The sequence below is a fragment of the Pseudomonas sp. Hz4 genome (assembly GCF_054898165.1).
On record NZ_CM142719.1, the window covers coordinates 3,137,756 to 3,159,113 of the forward strand.

Annotated in this window: 16 protein-coding genes and 1 pseudogene; 6 read left to right on the forward strand and 11 right to left on the reverse strand. The window is 59.6% G+C overall.

Annotated features, from left to right (window positions below):
- Nucleotide 1 precedes the first annotated feature (1 nt).
- The gene (locus ACYZTR_RS14250; RefSeq protein WP_461971814.1) at nucleotides 2–739 is read right to left on the reverse strand and encodes a HupE/UreJ family protein; all 738 of its coding nucleotides are present in this window, start codon (nucleotides 737–739) and stop codon (nucleotides 2–4) included.
- Between the two features lie 513 nt (nucleotides 740–1,252).
- Here ACYZTR_RS14250 and ACYZTR_RS14255 point away from each other — a divergent pair.
- The 3 genes and pseudogenes from ACYZTR_RS14255 to ACYZTR_RS14265 all read left to right on the forward strand — a co-directional run bounded on the left by ACYZTR_RS14255 (nucleotide 1,253) and on the right by ACYZTR_RS14265 (nucleotide 3,150).
- Complete coding sequence (locus ACYZTR_RS14255; protein WP_461971816.1) at nucleotides 1,253–1,558, forward strand: metal-sensing transcriptional repressor; 306 nt, start codon at nucleotides 1,253–1,255, stop codon at nucleotides 1,556–1,558.
- Between the two features lie 7 nt (nucleotides 1,559–1,565).
- Entirely contained in the window at nucleotides 1,566–2,714 is a 1,149-nt protein-coding gene (locus tag ACYZTR_RS14260; RefSeq protein ID WP_461971818.1) for a nickel/cobalt efflux protein RcnA, read from the forward strand.
- Nucleotides 2,715–3,150, forward strand: a pseudogene (locus ACYZTR_RS14265) (YqaA family protein). It abuts the gene before it with no gap.
- A gap of 531 nt (nucleotides 3,151–3,681) precedes the next feature.
- On the opposite strand, the gene ACYZTR_RS14270 reads toward ACYZTR_RS14265, so the two are convergent.
- Nucleotides 3,682–4,341 carry an MliC family protein gene (locus ACYZTR_RS14270; protein ID WP_461971820.1) on the reverse strand — a complete coding sequence of 220 codons (660 nt, stop codon included), beginning with the start codon at nucleotides 4,339–4,341 and terminating at the stop codon, nucleotides 3,682–3,684.
- Between the two features lie 187 nt (nucleotides 4,342–4,528).
- Nucleotides 4,529–5,533 (reverse strand): LacI family DNA-binding transcriptional regulator, encoded by a 1,005-nt coding sequence (locus ACYZTR_RS14275; RefSeq protein ID WP_461971821.1) that lies wholly within the window; start codon nucleotides 5,531–5,533, stop codon nucleotides 4,529–4,531.
- A 228-nt stretch (nucleotides 5,534–5,761) separates the two neighbouring features.
- Between ACYZTR_RS14275 and ACYZTR_RS14280 the strand changes: the two genes are divergently transcribed.
- From ACYZTR_RS14280 to ACYZTR_RS14290, 3 genes are read left to right on the forward strand one after another with little or no spacing between them, the layout of a single operon-like run.
- The gene (locus ACYZTR_RS14280; protein WP_461971823.1) at nucleotides 5,762–6,928 is read left to right on the forward strand and encodes a Gfo/Idh/MocA family protein; all 1,167 of its coding nucleotides are present in this window, start codon (nucleotides 5,762–5,764) and stop codon (nucleotides 6,926–6,928) included.
- A complete protein-coding gene (locus ACYZTR_RS14285; RefSeq protein ID WP_461971825.1) occupies nucleotides 6,925–8,028 on the forward strand; it encodes a sugar phosphate isomerase/epimerase family protein in 1,104 nt (367 codons plus the stop codon). Before ACYZTR_RS14280 ends, ACYZTR_RS14285 begins: the two co-directional genes overlap by 4 nt.
- A 56-nt stretch (nucleotides 8,029–8,084) precedes the next feature.
- Nucleotides 8,085–9,317 carry a nucleoside permease gene (locus ACYZTR_RS14290; protein ID WP_461971827.1) on the forward strand — a complete coding sequence of 411 codons (1,233 nt, stop codon included), beginning with the start codon at nucleotides 8,085–8,087 and terminating at the stop codon, nucleotides 9,315–9,317.
- A 48-nt stretch (nucleotides 9,318–9,365) separates the two neighbouring features.
- On the opposite strand, the gene ACYZTR_RS14295 is transcribed toward ACYZTR_RS14290, so the two are convergent.
- The 8 genes from ACYZTR_RS14295 to gfa form a co-directional block, all read right to left on the reverse strand.
- Entirely contained in the window at nucleotides 9,366–10,148 is a 783-nt protein-coding gene (locus ACYZTR_RS14295; RefSeq protein ID WP_461979730.1) for an alpha-amylase family protein, read from the reverse strand.
- A gap of 77 nt (nucleotides 10,149–10,225) precedes the next feature.
- Complete coding sequence (locus ACYZTR_RS14300) at nucleotides 10,226–11,215, reverse strand: alginate O-acetyltransferase AlgX-related protein (RefSeq protein ID WP_461971829.1); 990 nt, start codon at nucleotides 11,213–11,215, stop codon at nucleotides 10,226–10,228.
- Nucleotides 11,212–11,865 carry an alginate O-acetyltransferase AlgF gene (locus ACYZTR_RS14305; RefSeq protein ID WP_461971831.1) on the reverse strand — a complete coding sequence of 218 codons (654 nt, stop codon included), beginning with the start codon at nucleotides 11,863–11,865 and terminating at the stop codon, nucleotides 11,212–11,214. The genes ACYZTR_RS14300 and ACYZTR_RS14305 overlap by 4 nt, the downstream gene beginning before the upstream one ends.
- Nucleotides 11,866–11,873: 8 nt before the next feature.
- On the reverse strand, nucleotides 11,874–14,417 hold the full coding sequence (locus tag ACYZTR_RS14310) for an NfrA family protein (protein ID WP_461971832.1): 2,544 nt from the start codon (nucleotides 14,415–14,417) through the stop codon (nucleotides 11,874–11,876).
- Entirely contained in the window at nucleotides 14,414–16,528 is a 2,115-nt protein-coding gene (locus ACYZTR_RS14315) for a glycosyl transferase family protein (RefSeq protein WP_461971833.1), read from the reverse strand. The genes ACYZTR_RS14310 and ACYZTR_RS14315 overlap by 4 nt, the downstream gene beginning before the upstream one ends.
- A gap of 12 nt (nucleotides 16,529–16,540) precedes the next feature.
- Nucleotides 16,541–18,754 (reverse strand): hypothetical protein, encoded by a 2,214-nt coding sequence (locus tag ACYZTR_RS14320; RefSeq protein ID WP_461971835.1) that lies wholly within the window; start codon nucleotides 18,752–18,754, stop codon nucleotides 16,541–16,543.
- Nucleotides 18,755–18,796: 42 nt separating this feature from the next.
- Nucleotides 18,797–20,035, reverse strand: coding sequence for a non-hydrolyzing UDP-N-acetylglucosamine 2-epimerase (gene wecB / locus ACYZTR_RS14325; protein WP_461979732.1), 1,239 nt, complete (start codon nucleotides 20,033–20,035; stop codon nucleotides 18,797–18,799).
- 672 nt (nucleotides 20,036–20,707) lie between these two features.
- Nucleotides 20,708–21,286, reverse strand: coding sequence for an S-(hydroxymethyl)glutathione synthase (gene gfa / locus ACYZTR_RS14330; RefSeq protein WP_461971837.1), 579 nt, complete (start codon nucleotides 21,284–21,286; stop codon nucleotides 20,708–20,710).
- Nucleotides 21,287–21,358: the final 72 nt, after the last annotated feature.

A 21,358-nucleotide genomic window follows, 5' to 3' on the forward strand; every position in this document is an offset into this window, starting at 1 on the left:
CTTACGCGGAGATAAACAGGCCGGTGATCTGGTAGCCCATCAGGAGGAAACCGGCACTCATCATAGCGACGTTGGCGATATAGGCATGGCGCCAGAAACTACCTGTGCGCCGCCAATACCCCATCAAAATGAGAATTGCGCTGAGGGCCAGCAATTGGCCGATCTCGACGCCGACGTTGAAAGCGAGCAGGTTGGGAATCAGGCCATCAGGCGAGATCTCGTACTCCTGGATCTTGGTGGCCAGACCAAAACCGTGGAGCAGGCCGAAGATCAGCGTGGCCACTTTGGTATTGGGTTGGAAGCCAAACCAGCGCTGGAATGCGCCCAGGTTATCGAGCGCCTTGTACACCACCGAGAAACCGATGATGGCGTCGATGATGTAGGAGCTGATGCTGACCTCGGTCAGCACGCCAAGCAGCAGCGTGACCGAGTGGCCTACAGCGAACAGTGTGACGTAGAGCCCCACGTCTTTCAGGCGATAGAGGAAGAAGATCACCCCGAACAGAAACAGCAGGTGGTCGTAGCCCGTCATCATGTGCTTGGCGCCCATGTAGATGAAGGGCAACAACATGACGCCGGAGCTTTCCTGGATGAACCCCTTGTCACCTTCTGCGACGGCATGAGCCATCGCCTCGGGCATTGCGAGGAAAAGTGACGCGACAAATAAAAACAACAGCAGTAGCAGGCGACGCGAAGGCGCAGTAAATGCGTCAACGCCGCTCATCGAGTGCGAAGGCATAGATCAAATCCTACGTTGAAGGGATCAAAAGCCGCAGTACGGCCATGGTCAGGATGCAAACGAAGGACGGGGTGGACGCTCGATCAAGAAAATCGGCGGACGAGGAACTGAATAGCGTGGCGCATCGGCCCGCATAGAGAGCTTCGGTTGCGCGGCCAAACTCAACGCGGAGGTGAGCTGTGGCGTTTCGTGCTGATGGTCAGGTGTCAACGGGGAGTGATAGTGATCCGAACAGCTCGCACACGACATCTCGGCTTGCTCTTCATGGGAGTGATGAGCGTCTTGTGCAATCTCCCAGGCCGACTGTTTCGACATCACTGACAACGCATAGGTATGCCCGGCCCAGGCCACAAACATGGCGAGAGTAAGCGCGACTACCACCGTCGATGTCATTGTTCTGCTGAACATAGCGTTCGGGTTTCAACTCGTTTCATAGGATTTTGATACGTTTGACCCATCCTCCTAGGGGGGATAGGATGCCAGCGTAATTCATTGAGGCCTGAGGCTCAAGTCATGAGTGAGCACGAACACGAACACGAACACAGCCATCCCCACACCCACCAGAGTCATGAGGCGATCATCAAGCGCCTCAAACGGGCGGACGGTCATTTACGCGGCATCATCACCATGATCGAAGAGGGGCGTCAGTGCGTGGACATCGCCCAGCAGCTACATGCTGTTGAAAAAGCGGTGTGCCAAGCCAAGCGCACGCTCATTCAGGATCACATTGATCACTGCCTGGAGGACACCGTCTCGGCGTTGAACAATGGCGAGCGCGCACCACTGGACGCTTTCAAGCAAATCACCAAGTACCTCTAGGTCTGACATGCCCAACTTCGCTGAACTGCTACAACAAGGCGGGGCTCACGCCTGGCTGTATTTTCCGAGCGCTATCTTGCTCGGTGCCTTGCATGGCCTGGAACCGGGCCATTCAAAAACCATGATGGCGGCCTTCATCGTGGCCATCCGTGGCTCGGTCAAACAGGCCGTTTTGTTGGGCTTGGCCGCGACGCTGTCGCACACCGCTGTGGTGTGGTTGATCGCCATCGGCGGCATGTACCTGGGCCAAGGTCTGGACGCGCAAACCACTGAGCCGTACTTCCAGCTTGCGTCCTCTGCACTGATTATCGTAATTGCGCTTTGGATGCTGTGGCGTACCTGGCGCGGTGAGCAGATGTTCAAGTTCGAGCAAGGTGATGCTCACCACCACGGTGAGCATGACCATGGCCATCATGACGAAACCCACCGAATCGATACCGGTCATGGGCGCATCGAACTGTCGATTTTTGAAGAAGGTATGCCACCGCATTGGCGCCTGAAGACATTGACCGGACACGCTTGGGCTACATCGGATGTTCGCCTGATGACGACTCGTCCGGACGGCAGCACCCAATCGTTCTCTTTCGTCGAGCGCGAAGGCTTCTTGGCGTCGGTAGTCGATATCCCGGAACCGCATGAGTTCAGTGCTCGCTTGAGTCTTGGGCATGCGGGCCACTCCCATGATTACGATCTGGCGTTCCAGGAGCATGATCACGGGCACGCGCATTCCGAACTGGAAGGTCTTGAGTTGTCAATTGATGGCTATCAGGATGCGCATGAGCGTGCGCATGCCAACGATATCCGTAAGCGCTTCACCAATCGTGAGGTGACCACGGGCCAGATCGTCATGTTCGGCTTGACGGGTGGGCTCATTCCTTGCCCGGCGGCCATCACCGTTCTGCTGCTCTGCCTTCAGGTCAAAGAAGTAGCCTTGGGTGGCGTGCTTGTCCTGTGCTTCAGCATTGGTCTTGCGCTCACACTGGTTACCGTCGGTGCAGCAGCCGCCATTGGCGCCAAACGGGCCTCGAATCGCTGGCCGTGGTTGGGCACCTTGGCTCGTCGCGCACCGTATCTCTCCAGCGTATTGATCATCGGTGTTGGCCTGTACGTCGGCTTCCATGGTTGGATCGGTTTGAGCGCACAAGGCGGCGTTTGAGTGTTTGAACTCACCAGCTACGTTGGTCTGTTCCTGGCGGCATTCGGTGCCGCCACGTTGTTGCCAATGCAGGTCTGAAGTCGTGCTGGTCGGGATGCTCTCCGACCAGTACGTCGCTTCTACGCTCTTGGCGGTTGCCACCTTCGGCAACGTTGTCGGCTCTACGCTGAATTGGGTGTTGGGTCGCTCCATTGACCGAATTCGCCACAAGCGATGGTTTCCGGTGAGCGAGAGCAAGCTCGAAATGACCCAGCAGTCCTACCTGCGCTTCGGGCGCTGGTCGTTGCTGCTGAGTTGGGTGCCCATCATTGGCGATCCGCTCACGGTCGTCGCTGGAGTCATGCGCGAACCACTCTGGAGTTTTCTATTGATCGTCACGCTGGCCAAGGGCGTGCGTTATCTCGTGCTGACCGCCGTCACGCTGGGGTGGGCATGAGGGGGAAGACCGATGAATTGATGTTTCGCTCATCCGCTCGATTGCACCCAAAAAGACACAGCGATATGGCAACTAGCATCGCCCTAGGGATGACGGGGGCCTGGAGCTTAATCATTAGCTCTGATGAAAAAAACGAGTTCCTAGTCATGAAGGTTCCTGCGTTTCGCAAACACGGTCCTTACAGGCTCCGCTAGAGCTAACAAATATTTTTGAAGGAGCGAGCTAGGTGGCCAGCCCGCGATCCGTGACGATAGGGACTTCTAGAAATTCTTTGTGGGATTCGTGAAAAATCGTAACCTATGCATAGCTGGGTTTGTTCTCCGGTCCACATATGGTTGCAGTGCACCTGATGCGCGACTCCTGCCAGGTCGTTACGCTGTGGTGGTCCGGCCGGGGCTACCTACCGGATATCCATACGATGATCAGCCGCTGGGCGCGCCAGATAAGGTGCGCGAGGCTGTGGCCACGCTCCATTTCGAATCTGTGCGAATCGAGCTATTGTCGGCCCGCTTGGAATCCCGGCGCTATTGCCTAACGCCGATCAGTTAAGCCTGGCTCGGGCGTACAACTCATTTCTCCTGAGCCTGGCTTCTGGAAAAGGGCCAGGTTACCGTCTTGCCAGAACCTGTAGTTCCCCTGGTCATCCTTGCCAGTGTATTGGGTTCCCGAATCACTCGGCACCTGGCTCAGGGTGATCGAGGTGTTCGCCCATTTCAGGTACACGACACCCGGCTGCGTGGTAAAGAAGGTGGCAGCAATCAGCGCGTCAAACCCCGTACAACGAAAAGCCAGGGGGCCTTCGGTAAATCGGTCTGGATCCTTGGTTCTCACAATGGCCGAGCCTTGGCGTAGCTGGTGCGCGCGCTCGGCATAACTCCGGATCGTGCACACCTTGGGCGCAGGCTCGGAAGCACACTGATTGCGGGCGTCGATCCATAACTGCTGGTCGATGATGACTTTGTCTGGACGCGGTACTGAATGTTCATCGGTGAGTGCCAGGCGATAAAGACGCGTCAGTTCGATATCCATCTGCGCCAGTTGCGAATCGCGACAGATAAGCTTTTCGACGGATGCCCTTGCCGTGAAGCAGTCGAAGCTGGTCACGAACGACGCAGCAATGGCACAGGTGCTCGTCGCCGCGCACACGCTGGCAGCGAGCAGACAGGTGAAAAGGGCCGTGACCGTTTTCATGTTGGCTTTACCCAGATCATTACATGATGCCCGGATTGCCGTGGGACGTATCGGTCCGTTGAACATTCATTCATTCGCATTGGGTGTATCGCAGTGTAAGTCAGTCCTCAAAAACTGCCACACCGCCCGGCGGCGGCTGGGTTCTAGAAAATCGACCGATGCCTGTCAGTCGCGAAGCAGCATTCGGTCAGCGCTGGTTGACCACAGTCGTGCTATTGCGCAACGTCAATTCAAACGGCAATACCACATGACGCTGTGCAATCGGTTTCTTCTCAATCAGCGCAATCAGCATCTCGACGGCTTTCTGGCCGAAGACTTCGGCGGGTTGCGCGATGGTCGTCAGGGGTGGATCGCAGTACGCCGCGAAGGGGATGTCGTCGAAACCCACCAATGAAATATCCTCGGGTACCCGCAAGCCCTGCTGCTTGATTCGTTTCAACGCACCAATGGCCATTTCATCGTTTTCGCAAAAGAGCGCGGTGGGACGGACGGGCAACTCCAGCATCGCTGCTGCACCGTCATGACCGGCCTTCAAACTGAAATCACCATGGCAGATAAGAGCGGGATCGGACGCGATGCCGGCCTGGCGCAATGCATCCTGATAACCGGCCACACGATCGCGGGTCAGCGGGCTGCTTTTCGGGCCTTTGATCAGGCCGATCCGGCGGTGGCCCAGTTCGATCAGATGCTCGGTCATGGCCTTGGCTGCCGCGCGGTTATCGAGGCTGATTGTGGGATGGCGACCGCCCTGAATCACCTCACAGGCGTTGACGATGGGCGGTAACTCGGCGCTGGGGAAGGGCGAGTCAAAAGGGTCGTAGGCGCGCAGCTGGATCACGCCATCGGCCTGATGGGCGTACACCAGCCCGGCGAATTCCCGTTCGATTTCCTCGCGGCCCTGGGTGTCGCACAGCAGAAGTCGATACCCGGCGGCCTGGGCAGCCTGTTGCGCACCGCTGATCACCCGGGCGAAAAAGGTATTGGCAATGGCCGGCACCAGAATCACCAGGTTGCCAGTTCTGCGCGAACGAAACTGCACCGCCATCAGGTTCGGCCGATAACCGGCCTTTTCCACGGCGGCGTTGACTTTGTCCCTGGTGTCGGGGAGTACGCGCTCAGGCGACTTCAGTGTTCTGGACACCGTGGCCACCGAGACGCCGGCAAGCCGGGCTACTTCACGGATATTGGACAAGACCACCTCATTATCGAACTGTGCGACTGGCGAGCTTAGCGCAGGTCGGCCGTGCCCTGAAATGTTCATGGGTTTTAATCCAGGGGTTTGACACCTCGCTCAACAGGGCCTAAATTTCCGTCACGATGTAACCGGTTACATCGTCACAGAATTTAAGCACCTCAAACATCGACACGAGGGGCCAAAAAGATGTGTAGACACCTATGTCTCAAACAAAGAAGAGTTGCGATGAATGTTCCAGTGTCAAAAATAAGAATAGGGTTTGTCGGGGGCGGCGAGGGTGCCTTCATCGGCAAAGCCCATCGTCAGGCCGTCGGGCTTGATGGTCGTTTTGAACTGGTGTGCGGCGCGTTCAGCCGGGATGCCCGCAACAATCAGGACACGGGCGCGGCGCTGGGATTACCCGCTTCCCGCTGCTACAGCGACTGGCAGCAGATGCTCGATGCCGAGCGCGCGCAACCCGCCGATGAACGCATGGAGCTGCTGATCATTGTCACGCCTAATCATCTGCACGCGCCGATTGCCCGCCAGGCGCTGTGTGCTGGGTTTCATGTATTCAGCGAGAAGCCCGCGGCGCTGAATCTGCCCGAGCTGCTAGCCCTTAAAAACCTGCTGCAGACCAGCGATCGCCTCTATGGATTGGCCCACACCTACCTTGGTTATCCGATGGTCTGGCAGGCGCGGGAAATGGTTCGCGACGGCGTGATCGGTACGGTGCGCAAGGTCATCGTCGAGTATCCCCAGGGCTGGCTGAGTCAGGATGTGGCCGGGCAGGGCAACAAGCAGGCGGGCTGGCGCGATCAACCCGAACAGTCGGGGTTGGGAGGCTGCATTGGCGATATCGGCACCCACGCCTTTTCATTGGCCGAATTCGTCGCAGACCAGCCCATCAAGCACCTGTGCGCGATGTTGAATACGCACCTTGCCAGCCGGCAACTGGACGATGACGCCGCGATGCTGTTCAAGATGGCCGACGGCGCGAGCGGTGTATTGATCGCCAGCCAGGTCTGCGCTGGCGAAGAGAACCCGTTGAAGATCCGCGTCTACGGCGATAAGGGCGGGCTGGAATGGCGTCAGGAAGAACCGTCGAGCCTGATTCATCGTTCCATTGATCAACCCTTGCGCATCCTGCGTTCCGGCGTCGGTCAACCCTGGTTATGCGAAGCCGCGACCCGACGCATGCGTTTACCCGCCGGACATCCCGAAGGCTATCTGGAGGCCATGGCCAACCTCTACGGCGACTTCGCCAACGCGATCTGCAGCAACGTCGAAGGCAACGATGCGCCCGGTGTGCCGGGCATCGACGTGGGATTGCGCGGCATGGCCTTCATCGAAGCCGTGATCGCCAACCATCGTGGCGACGCGAAGTGGACCGAACTGGTCTGCCATCCATGAACCCGGAGAATCCCCCCGTGAACCCTACGCCCCAACCCCCGACAGGCCTGCGTGGCCCAGGCATTTTCCTCGCGCAGTTCATGTCCGCTGAAGCGCCATTCGATACGCTGGCCAATATTGCTCGCTGGGCGGCGTCCCAGGGGTACAAGGCCATTCAGTTACCCACCTTGGGCACGCAATATATCGACCTGGCGCGGGCCGCCGACAGTCAGGATTACTGCGACGAATTGAAAGCCGTTTGTGCTCAAGCGGGCGTCGAGATCAGTGAGTTGTCGACGCACCTGCAGGGCCAATTGGTAGCGGTGCATCCGGCGTTCGATGCCTTGTTCGATGACTTTGCGCCCGCGCATTTACGCGGTCAGCCGCAGGCGCGGACCGAATGGGCGATCGACCAATTGAAGCTGGCGGCCCGCGCCAGTCAGCGGTTGGGGTTGAAGGCCCACGCGACCTTCTCTGGCGCGTTGCTCTGGCCGTATCTCTACCCTTGGCCGCAACGGCCGAGCGGTTTGGTCGAGCAGGGGTTTGCAGAACTGGCCAAGCGCTGGTTGCCAATCCTCGCGTGTTTCGAAGAGGCCGGCGTCGACCTGTGCTACGAGATCCACCCTGGCGAAGACCTGCACGACGGCGCCTCGTTCGAGCGTTTTCTAGAGGCTGTAGATCATCATCCACGCGCCGCCATCCTGTATGACCCGAGTCATCTGCTGCTCCAGCAAATGGACTACCTGGGCTTCATCGATCGCTACCACGAGCGCATCCGCATGTTCCACGTCAAGGACGCCGAGTTTCGGCCCGATGCGCGTTCGGGTGTCTATGGCGGGTATCAGGGATGGGTTGACCGACCAGGCCGCTTCCGTTCCCTGGGCGATGGCCAGATCGACTTCAAATCGATCTTCAGCAAACTGACCCAATATGACTTTTCCGGTTGGGCAGTGCTGGAGTGGGAGTGTTGTTTGAAGGACTCGGCACAGGGCGCCGCGCAAGGAGCAGCGTTCATTGAGCGGCACATGATCACCAAGACTCAAAAGGCGTTCGACGATTTCGCCAGCGTGACGTCCGACGAAGGTTTCAATCGTCGACTGTTGGGTTTGCCCGATGCCTGAATAAAACGTTGTTCGTTCCTCTCTCCAAAAAGAAAAACAATAAGACGGTGACTGTTATGACCATGATGACCGCGCGCTTAAGCGCCATGATGTTCCTGCAATTCTTTATCTGGGGCGGATGGTTCGTCACCCTCGGTACATTTCTGGCCAGTAATCTGGGCGCCAGCGGTGGGCAGATCGGCATGGCGTTCTCGACACAGTCCTGGGGCGCGATCATCGCGCCTTTTGTGGTCGGTTTGATCGCCGACCGCTTCTTCAATGCCGAACGCATCCTCGCCGTGCTGCACCTGGTGGGCGCTGTGTTGCTGTATCAGCTTTATCGAGCGCCAGACTTCAGCACGTTTTATCCGTTTGTGCTGGCTTACATGATGATCTACATGCCGACCCTGGCACTGGTGAATTCAGTCGCGTTCCGGCAGATGAGTGACCCGGCCCTGGAGTTTTCCCGCATCCGCGTGTGGGGCACCATCGGTTGGATTGTGGCCGGCGTGGTGATCAGTTTTGTGTTTGCCTGGGACTCCCAAGCCGCGATTTCCTCAGGTGGCTTGCGTAACACTTTTTTGATGTCGGCGATTGCGTCGCTCGTTCTGGGGCTCTACAGCTTCACCTTGCCGCGCACGGCACCACTGAAGCCTGAGTCGGGCAGCGGTGGCCTCAAGCAAATGCTCGGGCTGGACGCCTTGGGCATGCTGAAAGACCGCAGCTACCTGGTGTTCTTCATCGCCTCCATTTTGATCTGCATTCCGTTGGCGTTTTATTACCAGAACGCCAATCCGTTTCTGGCGGACATCGGCATGACCAACCCCACGGCGAAAATGGCCATCGGTCAGGTCTCCGAAGTGCTGTTCATGCTGCTTCTGCCGCTGTTCATTCAGCGCTTTGGTATCAAAATCGCGCTCTTGGTGGGGATGCTGGCGTGGGCCTTGCGCTACCTGTTGTTCGCCTACGGTAACAATGGCGACCTGGCCTTTATGTTGTTCACCGGCATCGCACTGCACGGCATCTGCTACGACTTCTTTTTCGTCTCGGGCCAGATCTACACCGATACCAAGGCCTCGGAGCACTTCAGGAGCTCCGCCCAAGGTTTGATAACCTTGGCGACCTACGGCGTGGGCATGCTGATGGGTTTCTGGGTCGCTGGGCAGGTGACCGACCACTACGCAGTGGCGGACAGCCATGACTGGAAAAGCATCTGGTTGTTTCCGGCAGGGTTTGCGTTGGCGGTTTTTTTCTGTTTTACGCTGGCGTTCAAGGGGCGGCAAGCGGTGGTTGTGCAATCGACTGTCTAAGTATCGTGAGTGTTTAGGAGCTTTAGTAAATTCGGCGCGCTAACAGCTTCATCGCACCAGTTGCTCGACCAACTCAGGCGTCACGTAGTGCGGCCCGTCGAACAGGTAAAGCGGATAACCGTCATAGGCCGCCAGTTGCGGTTTGAGCTCGGCAGCGGTCGCGGAGCGGAAGCCGCCGCCGAAGTTGGGGCGGAAGGCTTCGACGATGATCCGCACACGATCTTTGCCCAGACGCTGGCGCATGGCGTCGGCGTAGGTTCGGGCGACCGGTGCGGTGCGGGCGTAAACGCCGACGCCGTCCTGGAAGAACACACCGATGTCGTCCGGCAGCCATTGCTTGAGCCATTCGGCCGTGGCGACGGGGCCGATATTGGCGCCATCATAAACGCTGATCCACAACGGTCGTGGCAGCTTGGCCAGCAGGGCGGGCAGCTCTTTGGCGCGGGTCCAGCTGGGGTCGACTTCGGCCGGGAAGTACCATCCAGTCACGTGTAACGGCGTAGGCAATTTAGCGATCCGTTCCGAGACCTTGGCCAGTTCCTCGATGTTGTCCCGTGAGCGTTTCTCGCTGAAATAACCTGCCAGCCCCAGGATGACATCCTGCGCCCAGGGTGCCTTGGCGATGCGCGCCCAATCGGGCAGGACCGGTACGCCGGGCAGGCCGGTACCGGGAACGAAGGCCTGATCGTCCACGACGGTCCATTGGACCAGCAGCTCACGCGCTCCCAGTTTTTCCCAGTGTCCGCTGATACCGACGGTCTTGTTGTCCGGCTGCCAGACGATGCCGACAATCCCAGGGTCCAGGGCCTTGGTCTTCGTCACGTAGAGCATGCTGGTACCTGCACCGACAGTGACGGCAAGCAACAGAGCCGCAGCGGTCGCGCGACTGGCGGTGTAGCCGAAGATTTTCACGGAAGTGCCTTTTTGATGCGTTGATGCCATTGGCTCAGCGAGGTGACGCCTTTTGCGTTCCAGTTGGCTGCCGCGTCAGGGCCAAGGTGGAACTGGCCCTCGTTGAATTGCCAGACAATCACTTGTGGCTTGTGTTCGGCAAAATCCGCCGACTCCAGGTATTGCAGCAGCGTAGCCCACGGACCGACGTCGCCGGGGTTCCATGTCAGTGCGACGGGACGGTCCAGGGCATTTGAGAGCTTCTGCGTAAAACCCAGGTAAGGCTGGACAAAGCTGTTGCCGATCACCTGAACCGGCGCCGGCATGTCATCGATCAGCAAGTCTTTCTCTGCCTGATGGCGAACGGTGTAGATGTCGCGACCAATCACCTTGCGCTTGATCGCTGGCAGGAAATTACTGGCCAGGTCGCCGAACGCGCGCCTGTCGAACCATTGGCCCAGCACCGAGCCACCACCGGGGTCCCCGCGCAGGAGGAAGCGCTCGGTAATGAGTTGCGCCGTGGCGTCGGCGGTGTTTTCGGCGCTCCAGGCTGTCCAGTGGTAGTCGGCGCGGTAAAACGCGGTCTGTTTGCCTTGCTCGGTCCGTTGCAGGATCGGCTTGATGTTCAGCGTGGTCAGGCCTGCCTGGCTCAGGTCGCTCTGCAAATGGTCGTAGCGCTGCATGACGACCGCGCTCAAGGGCTGATCGGCAGGAAGACGCTGAGCGTAAAAGGGCGCTTTCATCGGCACCACCAGCACGACCAGCCCAATGTGTTCGCGTTCAAGTTGCTGCTGGAGTTCTTTGACCAGCGCAATGTTGCGAGCAGCGCCGTTGTTGTCGACCTTGCTCAGGCTTTCCCAGGCAGGGAATAACCAGCCGCCGTTGCCGGTGATCACTGCCGAGGCCGCTTGAACGCCAGTGCCTGACAGGCTCGCCAACAGGCCGGCGATCATGGCGGGCATCGACAATCGACGGATAAACCGTTCGGGTTTGAATTGAAGGTTCATGGGGCGGTCTGGTCGACAAGGCCAATCAGGCGTGGCGCCTGGCGGGAGCCGATCAGGAACAGGCTATAGCGATCGCCGGCCTTGAAGGGCGCCAGCTTCATCGGCAGGCTGACGTTTTCATTGCAGCTGGCAATTAGCGTTGCCTGCACCGGGTTGATCGTGCGCTGGGCTTGTCCATTGAACGGCAGCTGGTTGAATACCGGGGCGCCATTGGCCAGTTTGACTTCAGCCTTTTCGCAACCGTTGCTCAGGTTATAAATATTGAGTTCGGCGCGCAGGTCTTTACCGCGCAGCGGCGGGTCGATGACCAGGCGTGGCGCCCGTGCCGGATCTGTGTCAAGAATCAGTGTGACCCACGCACTTTTCGGTGCGCTCAGGCCCTTTATCTCGCGGCCATTGACGGTCACCTGTAGTGGCTGTCGCGAGTCCACGACCTGAAAGGGGCTGGCCATCGCGCTCTGGGCGGAAAGGGCAAAACTCGCGCCTTGGCCCACTTGGACCTGCATCGCGGTGTCGGACGGATTGACCACCCGCACCCATGCCGAACCCTCGGGCAATTTTGGCGCGTACAGCTGGGCGATTTCTGGGGCGGCTTGTGCGCCTGTCGAGAGCAGGCCAAGACCCAGCCACACACAGATTCGAACGTTCATGTAAGTCCTCAGTAGGAATAAGTCAGGCGAGCGAAGACGCCTTCGGCACGGTCATCGCCCAGCACCTTGACGCGGTACTGCAGGGAAAAGTCGACGTAGGAGCGGGGCGCGTTGTACGCGTCTTCGCGGAACCAGTACCGGACGTTGTTACCGATACCCACCCCGCCGGCCTTGCCGGATGATGAGTCCGAACGGCCGTCGGCATCGGTGCCGCTGTTCATTTTCGAGTCGTAGTCGAACGCGGCCACGACATGCGGGAAGCTCACCCAGCGCGAGCCAGTGCCACCGATCGCATAGCTGCGGCCGACTTGCCATTCGCTGTTGAAGTAGTTGCGCGAGTCGTTGACGTAATGACCGGCTTCGGCGAACAACTGCGAGGTCCACCAGCTGGAGGCATCGACGCGCAGGTCGGTGCCGACGCTTGAGCCGTAACCCAAACGCAGCAGCCAGTCACCGTCAACGTCTGAAGATCCCAAAGGGAATGTGCGCTCGACGGCGGCCATCACGTTCAGAGCGGTGAAGGGTTTGACGCGCACGCCGACGGCACCTTGCAGCGCATCGAAACCGGTGTCCGCATCACCGTTCTTGCTCCAGAGCGTGTCGGTGACACGGCCATAGAGTTCGACGAAGCGTGCGTTGCGATAGCCCAGCGGCCGCCAGGACAGTTCGGTGCTGTTTTGCAGGCTGTCATTGCTGTTGCTGCCGCCGCTCGGCGCGGAGCTCAGCCCACTGCTGGAACTGTTGCCGCGATAACTGGTGGTGCTGGTCAAGCCCATTCTGCGTGAGACATCGCCCACCGCGCGGCGGGTGTCGAACAGCTGCTGCGCGGACATGTCCACTTCACCGGCATGCTGCGCGTCGATGACGCGCTCGAAGTAGCCTACGGCTTGCTGGTCTTCGTTGGCGCGCATCGCGGTGTAGGCCGCATCCTGAGTGGCTGACGGTGTGAGTCGGGTGTCAGCATCAGCCTTGCGGAACGAGCCGAGGGCGCCGTCATCGTCACCGGCCTGGACCGACAAATAAGCGATCTGCAGGTCACTCATTGATTCCAGTTCGCCCGTGTCCCGCGCTTGTTGCAGCCGTTCGCGCGCGGTTCTGCGCTGGCCGATGGCGGCATACAGACTGGCCTCTTCGTAAGCGGGCAGGCTGCCGAGGGCCAGGGCTTGGGTGAAATCTTTGCGTGCCCCGGCATCGTCGCCGGATTGCTGACGCAAACGACCACGCTGGGCCAGCAGCCGCGCGTCATCGCCATTGAGCCTGAGACCGTCACTGGCCGCCGCGATGGCTTCGGGCACGCGCTTCTGCTCGCTCAAGGCGCTGACCAGCAGACGTCGGTACGCCGGATTCTGTGGCGCCCGGGCAATCGCCTCGTTCGCCAGCACCACCGCGGACGCGGGGTCCTTGCCGGCCAGGGCCGCGTAGGCCTGAGCGGCTTTGTCGGTTCCGGCATCACGCTGATTGCCAGGCCAAATGTCACAGACCAGGCCGAAGGCGGTTTCTTGGCAGTTCAAGGCCGGTGCCGAAAAAGGGGCAATGGCGTTCAAGCCGTTGTTTTTCTGCCGCAGCGCCATTCGGGCGGCGGTACGTCGGCGGGCCACTTCGCGGCCTTCATCGTCGACCAGTGGCTGCAGATGATCGAGCGCCTGCTGAGGCTCGCCATGGGCCAGTGCGGCGTCCGCGGCGAAGAAACGAATGTCACGAATTTCCGCTTCCAGCAGGCCATCGATGGCCAAAGCTTGATTCAGATCAGCCTGGGCGGCCTGAGTCTTACCCTGACGATCAAGGGCGTAGCTGCGCAGAATCCACGGTGCGATTTCCCCATCGTCCTGAGCCAACGCGCCTGACGCCGCCAGCTCGGCGCCTCGGTAATCGCGGGCCGCGAGCAGGGCACTGATCAGCAATTGCTGATTGGCGCCGATTTCCGGGGCCAGGGCGACGGCTTTTCGAGCCTGGTCAACGGCGAGGGTCGCATCGCCTTGCTCCAGGGCGCGATAGCCCTGAACCGCCAGCGGCGCCGCCAGTTGACGACGAATCGCTTCGCGACGCATCAACAACGTATCGTCGTCCGGGAACACGGCCAGTGCCTGGGTGGTGGCTTGATCCGCTTCCTGCAAGTGCTGTTGGCGCTGCAAGGACTCGATCAGCAGTAATCGATAATCCATGCGTTTGGGCGCCTGAGCGATGGCTTTGCGTGCCGCCTGGGCAGCAGCGCCGAAGTCATCGCGATCGTAGGCCTTGAATGCCTGCGCCGCGGCGCCGAAGCCTGGGGCCTGACGCGACTGGCGGTAGCGTTTAGGATGATCACGCAGTTCCTTGTCGCGCTGAGCCAGCACAATCAGGGTGTTCAACCGAGTGATATCGGCGCGTTGACGCAACGCTTCGCGGGCCTTGGCGATGGCCAGGTCGTAGTCTTTACGCTCGTACGCGCTGTACGCCTCGTTGGCCGTTTCATAGGCCGGGCCGGTCAACGGCAGGGGCAGCGTCTCGGCATGAACAAGCCCGGGTAACAGGCTTAGCCCAGTGGCCATGAGGGTCAGGAAGGGGCGGTTCATGCCGGAAGCTCCGCAGGGTAGTGGCTGTGCTGACGCGCCACGGCCTTTTCGATGGTGGAGCGGGGCAGCACGCCACTGTCGACCAGATAGTCGCCAATGCGTCCGTGATGCTGCGGGCGGTACTGCAACATGGAGCGGCTGAACACGTCGCGATCCAGCAGCCCCATCTCGATCAACAGGTCCCCCAACAGCGGCGCACGGGCATCCGGCACGGATTGGCCTTCACGCACGTGCTGTTGACGCAATTGCGCGACGATTTCGCTTTCACGGGCAATCAGCTGCACCGGTTCGCTGCCCAGTTCATCGCTGACCTGTTGCAGACCTTCGGCCGGCAGAGGGCTGGCGACGGCGACTTGCGCGCGGCCGTCGGCATTCAAGCCAAGCGGCACCACGCGCCAGCGCAGCGCGAACTCATCGTCCAGCGTCAGGATCGAGTCCCGGGCCTTGGCGGCCACATCGAACACCCGTGGCAGATCGTTCTGGAAGGCGATGGCTTCCGCCAGCGTCTCGTCGTCTAGCCAGCCGTTGCTGAGCAAAATCCGCCCCAAAGGCATGTGCCGGGTTTTCTGTTCGGCGAGGGCGCTTTGCAGGTCAGCGTCGTTGATCGCCTGCCAGGACAGCAACACGCTGCCCAGCTTGCGCGGTGCGGCAGCCACCAGGTCGGTGGACGGGAAGTCGTGCATGGTCTTGTCCCACACCAACTTGCGGTTCAGCACCTTGCCGACCAGGAACATGCGCCAGGCGCGTGATGCGGCCATGAAGTTGACGAAGTTGCCCACCACCATGCGCGGGATGGACAGCAAACCATGCTGCCAGCCGTACAGCACGGTGGTGAAATAGCAGCGGTGCGCGATACGCCAGGCCAGCGCGATACCGTTGGCCAGTAGCAGGGTTTGGATAAAGCCATTGGTTTCAAATGGCGTCGGGAAACTCACGTCCCACAGGCCACTCTGGCGCAGGATGATCAGGCCCAGCAACTGCACCAGAATCACGTAGGCGATGATGCTGACGAACGCCGTCACCACGCCCTTGCGGTCACGAAACAGCAGATAACGGTTGGCCAGCGAGCCGTTCCAGCCCATTTGCTCCCAGCCTTGCAGGCCAATGCCCAGTGTCCAGCGGGCTTTCTGGCGGAACGCGGTACGGAAGGTATCGGGAAAGAATTCTCGCACGCACAACGGCATCTTCAGGGTCGATTCGTAAGGCTTGCGAAACCATGATTTGCGCAACACGCGAAACTGCACCGGAAAGCGTACGAAGATCGCATTCATGCCAACCTTGGACAGGCGTGCGCCGACGTCGTAGTCCTCGGTGAGGCTGTCAGTGTTGAACGGCTGGTTCTGGGTTTCCCCGGCCAGCACGCGCAGGGCACGATGAGAGAAACAGGTGCCGACCCCGGCAGATGGCACCGTGTCGGTCATGCTTTCACGCACTACCAAATCCTTGCCATGCCATTCGGCGAATTCGTCCATGTAGGTGCCGGCCACCCATTCGTACCAGTTGCGCTCCAGCGAAACCACGGGCAACTGGATCATGTCCTTGCGCGGCAGCAAGTAGTTGAACAGGCGCAATTCCATCGGGTGCAGTACGTCTTCGCTGTCGTGCAATACGACGCCGGCGAAGGTCATGCCGTGGGTTTTCTCGTGCAGGAAGATCGCCTGGATCACCCAGTTCAGGCAGTCGGCCTTGCAGGTCGGGCCGGCATGCGGGACTTCCACGCGATGCAGCTGCTTGTAGCGCCGACGCATGCGTTCCACTTCATCGATGGTGCGTTGGTCATTGATGTAGGTGCCGACGAAGACCACATAGTTCTGGTAATCCAGGGTCGACACCATGTTCTCGATCATCGGTGCGATGACGTCATATTCCAGCCAGGCCGGGACCATGATCGCCAACGGCTGTTCATCCCGGGCCATCAGTTGCTCGGCGGTCAGCGGCCGGTATTTGCGATCCACGGTGAACTTGCGAAACAGGCGGCGAGACCAGTACCACAGGTCAATGAACAGATCGTCCAGGCTGGAGATCAGGATCAGCACCGCGACCACGATGGTCGAGATCTCCAGGAAGCTGTAGTAGTGGGCCAGCCAGTAGGGCCAATAAAGCGACGTCATCGAAAGTTCCCGTTACTGGCGATTGCGACGGGCGCTACGGCCAGCCAGCAACAGGATGAGGAGCAACAGGATGCCACCCGGAATCAGCCACAACAGCGACGGCTTGCGCCAGGCGTCCAGGCCCTTGGGTTCTTCGTTGTCGATCAATTGGCTGCCACTTGGGTCCTGGGTGTCGAAGGTGGTCAGTGCACCGTTGTCACCGAGGATAGCCACGTCGCCGCGGGTCAGCAGAATCTGTTTGGCGAAGCGTGGTGCGTCATTACCCAGGGCGCGATAGACAAGACCGTGCTGGCCTCCGGCATCCACCACTTGCAACGAGGCCAGGTGGTTGAGGGGATGGATGTCCAACAACATCTGATCCTTGTGATTGATGCGCAAGCGACCCTGATCATCGACCTGCACCGATTCCTTGCTGTCCTTGATCGGCAGCTCGAAGGCGAGGAAGGCTTTGTCCGGTGCGACCGAAACCTTTGGGTCGGCGCTGACGTTCAGTTGCGCCCGCAGCGGCGAAACACCGGCGGCGTCAGCCACCGAAATCACCTGCGGCAAGCTGCTCGCCGGTTGCTCGAGGTAGGCCTGTGGTACGAGGATTTGCGTGTCCATGGCAAAGCGCGCAGCCATGCCCGAGAAGTCATCATCCAGCGCGGTTTTTTCCAGCACGATGTGGCTGGTCGGCCGCACCGAGACCGGGAAGGCCTGTGGCGTTTCCAGGCAACGATCGCTGACCGGCTGACGCTGGAACGACACGCGCAGTACGTTCTTCGAACCCAGGGCGTAACGCGGGATACGTGCTTCGATGCGTTGCTGTTCACCGTTGGCCACGAGCTGTTGCGCGCCAATCAAGTAATCGTTGAGAAACACCGAGGCCACTGGCGCGGTGTCCGAGGCACCGGGGGCGGCAGACACATCGATCACCGCCTTCACCGGCAGGCGACCGTCGTAGGCCACGCTGCCGAGCGGGAACGAGGTGCTCCAGTCGGATTTGGCCAGCACGTCGATGGCGCCGGGGTTACCGCCCAGGCGCGACAACGCCACGCGGCCGTCGGCGCTCAGTGGCATCTGTGCTTCGCTGACCGTCAATTGGCGGCTGCGTGCGAGGGTGTTCCAGGCCGAGCTGAACAAGGCCAATGCCTTGCCGGTCGCTTGCGGCGCGATCATCAGCACCGGACGTGTGCCCAGCAATGCCAGGCGTACGTTGTCGGTACCGGTGGCGGCCAGACCGGCATTGATATGCCGCTCACGCCATTGCGTGAAGGCGTTGGCTGCCGTTGCGTCGAGACCCTGAATCTGGCTCTGCAGCGCGTCAAGCGATTCATTCACGGCTTTGAGCAGTTGCGGGTCGTTGATTGCCAGATCCGCCTGGACGTTCGGCGTCTGCCCCAACATCAACAGCGCACCGATTTGCGCCGGGTTCGCCAGAACGTGCGAGCCTTTGCCGTTAAGGCTGGCGAACGCTGGAATAGTCTGCAGTTCGGCCGGGATGCGCAGGCCAGTCAGGTCAACGCTGTCTTGCACAGCGGGGAAGGGCAGGATGCGGCTGTGCTTGCCAATCCGCTCCAGTGCCACACCGAGGCGCCAGGCCGCATCGTAGCTGTCGGCGGATAAGGTGCCCGGCGCGACCATGATCCCCGGTTTGCCAGCCAATGCCGTCCAGGCAGCACCGACGTCCTGTAACTGGCTGGCGTCGTAGCTGTAATTGAGGCGAGTGTCCGGTTCGATACGCAACACGTTGCCGATGGCGCGTTCGTCTTCGCACAACACGCGGGACACGATCGACGACCAGGCAATCCCCAGGCGTAGCGAGCCGCTGTCACGCGCTTTCTTGTCCACGCCCAGTGTGGCGCTGGCATCACCTTGGGCTTCGCTGAGCCCTTCGGCGCGTACCGGATAGCCGTCCAGCGACAGCAACAGCGTGTTGCGTCCACCTTCGCCATTGAGGTAGCTGGCGTCGAAATTCAGGGTGGCTTCCGTCAGCGGCACACCCGCCGGTACCGGCAGATACAGGTCGCGTCGGGCGTCGGTGGAGCCGAGGATGATCGGTGCATCGATCCCCAGATCGCTCAAGCGAATCTCACGCTCTTGTCGGATGTCGGCGTTGAGCCGATTGATCGCCTGGGTAAGCGGGCTGTCCGCGGCCAAGGCAAAGGTCGGCATGAGCGCGAGCAGGCTCACGCCACAGGCAAGGGCGCTGAGCGCACCCGTATGGATGGCAACGGAAGACTTCATTCAGGTAGATCTCAAGCTGATAAGGGGGAGGAGCGGTTTGGTTTATTTAGAAGTAAAAGCCGGGTAATTTTTCTCGGGCACAGGCACCGCTGACGGGTAGTGCAGGAACTTGGGCAAGGGCTGTCCGGCCACGACGAAATCATCGACTGGGCGCCCCATCAGGGCATCGACGATGCGCGCACTGGCCTTGCCATCGCCGTAAGGGTTGGCAGCCTGGGAGCAGCGACGCCACAGCAGGTCGTCATCGAACAATGCGTTGACGCCAGCGATGATCGAGTCCGGCGAGGTGCCGACCAGACGCACAGTGCCCGCCGCGACAGCTTCGGGGCGCTCGGTCACATCACGCATGACCAGCACCGGCTTGCCCAGGGAGGGCGCTTCTTCCTGCACGCCACCGGAGTCGGTGAGGATCACATGCGCACGTTGCATCAGGCGCACGAAGGCCAAGTAGTCCAGCGGATTGATCAGGTGCACGTTCGGCAGATCGCCCAGCTGCTTGGTGACCGGGCCCAGGACGTTGGGGTTCAAATGCACCGGATAGACGATCTGGATATCAGCGCGCCGCGCCAGATGGCTCAAGGCCTTGCAGATATCCAGGAATCCTTCGCCGAAGTTTTCCCGGCGATGCCCGGTCACCAACAGAACCTTGCGGCCGGTTTGCAGGAACGAGAACTGCCGGTCCAGGCCTGCACGCAGGTCAGCGTCTTGCTCAATGCGCCGCGCCGTCATCTGCAACGCGTCGATCACCGTATTGCCAGTCACGAAGGCGCGACCTTGGAGGCGTTCGTCGAGCAGGTTCTGGCGCGACTCGTGGGTCGGGGCAAACAGCATGTCCGCACCGAGGTCGATGCAGCGGCGGTTCATTTCTTCCGGCCACGGGCTGTAGATATCACCGGTTCGCAGCCCGGCTTCGACATGACCGACCGCAATGCGTCGATGGAACGCAGCCATTGAGGCAACCATGGCCGAAGTGGTGTCGCCATGCACCAGCACCCGGTCCGGGCGGGTCATTTCCAGCACCGGGTCAATCGCCCCGTAGAGCGCCGCAGTCAACGAATTGAGCGACTGGTGCGGCGTCATCACATCGAGGGTGTAATCGGCCTTGAGGTCGAACAGATCCAGCACCTGTTTAAGCATGCTTTGATGTTGGCCGGTGATGCAGATCTGCGAGTGAATGCCAGGTTCCGCAGCGAGGGCTTTGACTAAAGGCGCCATCTTGATGGCTTCTGGACGGGTACCGAAGATCGAAAGAATTTTAACCCTTGAATGATGGCGAGCGATGATGTCTTCCTTGCGCAGTTTTAGTGCGCACACAACAGCGGCCCAAGTTTATTGAATCTTGAGCACACCAGCGTTATTTGAATTTAGTAAAGACCGGGGCAATCAGCGTGAGATCAGATGTTCACTTCATTGTGAGGTGGTGCGTCGCCTTAAACCCGGTGCCGGCCGGATTATTAGCATCGATGGTGAATGTTTTAAAGTGTTATATGCGTTATTTTTTTAATAATCAAAGTTTGAAACTTTTATGTTTGTGGTCGGTCTTTTTTAGTTTTTTGTAATTCTTGGAAAAGTTTGTCTTGATTGTTATGGCGACTTAACATCATGGTTTATAACGATATTATTAATGTTTATATCCGCTCGTCGGCGCGAATGAATTATTCATTGGTTATGTCGGTCGGGCTCTGCGTGTGTTAAAGGTCTGGTTTTCAGGAGTGAGGGTTATGATAGTCACTGAAATGACGCCTGTATATTGTCATGATGCAATAAGTGTTTCTTTTAGGAGTAATAAATGAACTTTCTTTCTATCTTCATTATTTAATAATCCCTCAACCTGTACTGGTTCGGGAGGTGACTCAGAGAAGGGTGTCTTCGAGTACCCATAACAGCGGCGTTTTACATGTTGGTAGTGAACCGGGGCCGCGGTCCGGCGAAGAAACCGCGGCGGCCGATCAATCAGGCGGCGGGGAGCAGGCCTTTCTGTTTGGCGACATGAGTCGCCAGTGCGTCCATCAAGTCCGGGGACAGGCAGTCATAGGGCTCCAGGCCGATCGAACGCAGGCGCTCACGGATAGCCTTCATTTGCGCTGGCGGTGTGCCGGTTTCGATGATGGAGGACACGAACGCTGCGAAGCTCGGCGCAGCCCATCCGCTCTGGGGAGAGAGCTCGGTGTGGACGAAGTCCAGGCCATAAAACGCATGGTCCTTGTTCTCGATTCGCCCGAAGAGATGGGCGTGGCACTGCTTGCAGGCGTGGCGCTGGATGGCGGCGCTTTCGTCGACAATTGCCAGTTTTTCGCCGTGGGCAGTGACGCTGACCTTATCCCGAGGTACTACGGCAATGACGGCGAATGTCGCGTTTTGCGGTTTCCAACATTTGCTGCAGCCACACGCGTGGTTATGCAGGGTTTGTGCGTCGATCGTGACCTCGACGTTGTCGATCGCACACAGGCATTGCAGGGTGCCACCTGTGAAATTCGCGGCGGCGGGTTGGATACCATCGTCCAGTGCGGGGTGAAGTTTCAAGGTGCTCACGTTGGCTTCTCCGTTTCAGGGTGTCAGACGAAAGTGCCTGGGGCCGTGCGCCAGGCCGGTAGATCATTCGCG